This is a genomic window from Synergistes jonesii, from assembly GCF_000712295.1.
GTDB lineage: Bacteria > Synergistota > Synergistia > Synergistales > Synergistaceae > Synergistes > Synergistes jonesii.
Window position 1 is genome coordinate 1 of sequence record NZ_JMKI01000056.1, and the last position, 3,440, is coordinate 3,440.

At 55.9% G+C, this 3,440-nt stretch carries 5 protein-coding genes; all 5 read right to left on the bottom strand.

All coding sequences use genetic code 11. The annotated features are described in order from the left end of the window. Positions 1-397 precede the first annotated feature (397 nt). Positions 398-1,189, bottom strand: a complete 792-nt coding sequence (locus EH55_RS12840) for a DNA-methyltransferase (RefSeq protein ID WP_037975519.1) — start codon at positions 1,187-1,189, stop codon at positions 398-400. 138 nt (positions 1,190-1,327) lie between these two features. Continuing rightward, positions 1,328-1,873 (bottom strand): glycoside hydrolase family 108 protein, encoded by a 546-nt coding sequence (locus tag EH55_RS13680; RefSeq protein ID WP_051682923.1) that lies wholly within the window; start codon positions 1,871-1,873, stop codon positions 1,328-1,330. Then, positions 1,870-2,283 (bottom strand): hypothetical protein, encoded by a 414-nt coding sequence (locus tag EH55_RS14510; protein WP_037978656.1) that lies wholly within the window; start codon positions 2,281-2,283, stop codon positions 1,870-1,872. Before EH55_RS14510 ends, EH55_RS13680 begins: the two co-directional genes overlap by 4 nt. Positions 2,284-2,301: 18 nt before the next feature. Next, the gene (locus EH55_RS12855; RefSeq protein ID WP_037978658.1) at positions 2,302-2,508 is read right to left on the bottom strand and encodes a hypothetical protein; all 207 of its coding nucleotides are present in this window, start codon (positions 2,506-2,508) and stop codon (positions 2,302-2,304) included. A gap of 115 nt (positions 2,509-2,623) precedes the next feature. After that, positions 2,624-3,440 (bottom strand): hypothetical protein (locus tag EH55_RS12860; protein WP_236617145.1); only part of this gene is annotated, 817 nt, incomplete at its 5' end.

Below are 3,440 nucleotides of genomic sequence, written 5' to 3' on the forward strand. Positions count from 1 at the left end.
TCATAGAGCAGCACTTCGTTCACCGCCTGGAACGCCTGCCCCTTCACGGCGTCGATTTTCCCGCACTCGATCGCGGTGCGTTGCGCGGCGGTGAGGGCGTCGATCAGGTCGTCGTAGTTGTCGTCTATTATTTTTGTCCAGTTTGTCATTTTTGTTTCCTCCTCTTTTTTGTGGGGCGATTGCCCCTCTTCTTTATGTTTCTATTATAACACCCTCGTGTAATTTGTCAAGCGTTTTCATAAAAAAATATGAGATTTTTTTCGAAAAAAAATAAAGGGGGCGGGGACTGCGAGCCCCGCCCTGCACTGCACACATGGAGAGATGTATATAGATGTATATAGATGTATATATGTTATTTACATTTGGCAGTCCCCCTTCTTATGGTAGGACGCGAGCCCTACCCCTGTAAAAGCAAAAGCCTTCCCTGCGCAGCCGCCTCCGCGATGCGTTTTTTCGCGACCTCGCAAAAGTGTTCTTCTTTTTCTATGCCTATCCACCGGCGCCCTGTGTTCTCCGCAGCAACCGCCGTGCTGCCGGAGCCTATGCAGTTGTCGAGGATCGTTTCTTTCTCATTGCTATAGGTGCGTATCAGGTATTCCAACAGAGGGACGGGCTTCTGCGTGGGATGTTTCGTGCGCTCCCTGTTTTTTACAAAACCGCCGCCGTTGAAATTAGAAAAATCGATAACGGACTCGGGATAACGGCTGCCGTCATCTACCATCACCCCCCCCTTGAACTTACTGTATATTCTACAACGGGCATCCTCTTGGACCCTTATCCGCGGACGATTTCTGCTTTGTGTTTTTTGTGGATTATATGTGGGAAGCGCTTTATAAAACACGCATATATTTTCATGCCCTTTCAACGGCATTTTGTGCGCGTTGAGAAACCCCATCTTCATTGTCTTGCGGTAAATAATTTCATATCGAAACTTCTTGCGGTTGCTGTTTATTATATCGGTTGTAAACGGCTGCTGCGAGAAAAGCACCACAGCCGCATTTCGTTTGCAAATGCGGTTATAGTGCTCCCATAACGGCTCAAATGGGATCACAACGTCCCAATCGCATGCTGTCATGCCATACGGCAGGTCGCAGAGCACCATATCAACACTGCCATCGGGAATATCTTTCATTATTTCGAGGCAGTCGCCGTGATAGAGCTTTCCATTAGGATTTTCATAAAATAGCATTTTTTCTTTTCCCCTCCTATAAACAAAAAGCGGGCCCCCGAAGGAGCCCGCACCGTGCTATACTATCAGCCTAATCCCTGCGCCTATACGACGCAGCCCCCGGTCGGTCTCGGCGCGAGAGCGTGCGGACGCGGGGTTTTATGCTATTCTTACCCCGCACGCCTTGGCCAGCGCAAACGTCCTGTTGCGCCAGCCGTTCCTAAAACGCTTTTGGTTCGGGCGCGCCGCTATAATGGCGTCGTAGAAGTTCAGGCGCTTGACGAGCAGCATTTTCGAGAGCGCGAGCCCGTTTTTCCAGGCAAGCGTATAGAGCGTTTCGCGCGTCTTGGGGCCCCACTTTCCATCTATCACGACGAACGCCCCCAGCGACGCGCAGGCGCGCTGCGCTATACGCGCCGCGTTGCCCATGCCGTGGTTCACCGCCATATCGAACATTATCATGTCCACCGGCTCGCCGTAGCGCCCCCAATCGTAGGGGGCCCAGTAGCGGACGTTGTATATCGCCATCGCCTCGGATTTCGTCAGCGCTTTTATGTTGTTATGCTTGACTATGCCGGAGGCATAGGCGGCAGAGAGCGTCCCCTGCGTGATGCCCCTGTTCGTCGGGCCGCCCCTGTCCGCCGGGTTGTTCACGTAGCCGCCCTCCCAGCGGAGGGTGAAGGCTATGGCGCGTTCCCAGCTCATTTTTTCAGGCCGTACTGCTTGTACAGGGCTTCTATGCGCTCGTTGACGCCGCCCTTCACTTCGCCTACGGCCTTCGCCGCGGCCGACGCCGGCACGTCTATCACCGCGGCGATTTTCTGCGTCTGCTCGGGCGTGAGTTCTGCCGCCTCCCATTTGTGCCCTACGAGCAGGTTCATCTTGTCGCAGGCCATATCCACCAGCAGCCCGAAGGCCGGCCCGTCGAATGGTTCCAGATACCACGGCAGCTTCACCATGTCGTCGAGCCGCTGCACCACGTAGGCGCGCTTTTCTATGCCCGTGCCGCCGGGTATAGCGCCCTCGGCTTCTATGACCAGCTGCAACACCCACATTTTCAGCGAGGCTATAGCGCCCGCCGCGAACTTCGCAAGCAACTCTTTGATTTTGTCCATTTCTCTTATATCTCCTTCTTAAAAAAGTTTGGGAATGATTATCCCCGTGATGAGCCCTCCGACGAAAAGGGCTCCGCCTGTGACGACGTCCAGCCGCGCCTGCGTTTTCTCTATTTCGGACAGGCGGTTGAACAGCTCCTTGTGCGAGGCTGTGTTCTTCTCCTCGAACTTCTCCAGCTGCGTCGACAGCTGGGACAACGTCACTTCGAGCGTTTCGTCATTCATGCTGCATTCCCCCTATATCAGCCGGGACAGAGCCCAGCCCCAGAAAAGACAAGAGCCGGCTATCACGCCGGCCCAGACCACAGCCATTTTTACGTCCATTGTTTTCGCTCCTTTATTAAATGTCTGCTGAAATGATCACCCTCGAAGGCACGTACAGCACGGCGTCCGTCAGCCCGTGCGCCACGTCCGTAGTCACTCGCACGCCGAGCGTCTGGTTGTACGAGATGAACTCCACGTTCGAAATCGCCAAGCCGGAGACGCTGCCCATCGACAGCGTGCGCAGCTGGAACTCGCCGGATTCAAGGCTCGGCGCTGAACGCAGCGACGCAGGAAGCGGGATGTTGAAATCCAAATAAGTCGTCGAATAGTTCGTCATGCGGAAGCGGCTCGGCGTGCTTATCGCCATCGCGTAGCGGAGGCAGGCGAGCAGTTCCGTATCGTAGTTCCCCGGAGCCGCCTGCGCCAGCGTGCTCTCGTCTCCGTACTCGAGCATAGCCCGCGCTATGTTCAGCGTCTCGCCGGTGGTGCAGGATATATACGCGCAGAGGTAGCCGGACGCGTCGGACGGCACGACCGCCGTTATGCTGTGTACGCCCGCGCCGCTCATCGCCCTGCTCGTCGGGTTCGCGACGCTGTATATGTCCGGGTTCGCGAAGACGCCTATTCTGCCGGAGCCGGCGAGCAGCTGCACCGACAGCGTAACCGTCCGCCCCGCGAGCCCGACGAGTCGTATCGGCTGTATCATATACGCCGCGCCGTTCGTGCAGGAGAGCGTGACGTAGCCGCTGTTTCTCCGCACGCTGCCGCCGGACGTATATAACGCCCAGCGGTCGAGCGTATATTTGCGGCTCACCGAATATTCACTTTCCGCACGCTGGTTGACCGGATTGCGGAAGTCCGCGTTGTCCAGCATGTTACGCTTCTCATACGCC

Excerpts from the sequence above, each read along its gene's own strand:
- EH55_RS12840 (WP_037975519.1), bottom strand. The coding sequence starts at position 1,189 with ATGCTATTTTATGAAAATCCTAATGGAAAGCTCTATCACGGCGACTGC.
- EH55_RS13680 (WP_051682923.1), bottom strand. The coding sequence starts at position 1,873 with ATGAGCTGGGAACGCGCCATAGCCTTCACCCTCCGCTGGGAGGGCGGC.
- EH55_RS14510 (WP_037978656.1), bottom strand. The coding sequence starts at position 2,283 with ATGGACAAAATCAAAGAGTTGCTTGCGAAGTTCGCGGCGGGCGCTATA.
- EH55_RS12855 (WP_037978658.1), bottom strand. The coding sequence starts at position 2,508 with ATGAATGACGAAACGCTCGAAGTGACGTTGTCCCAGCTGTCGACGCAG.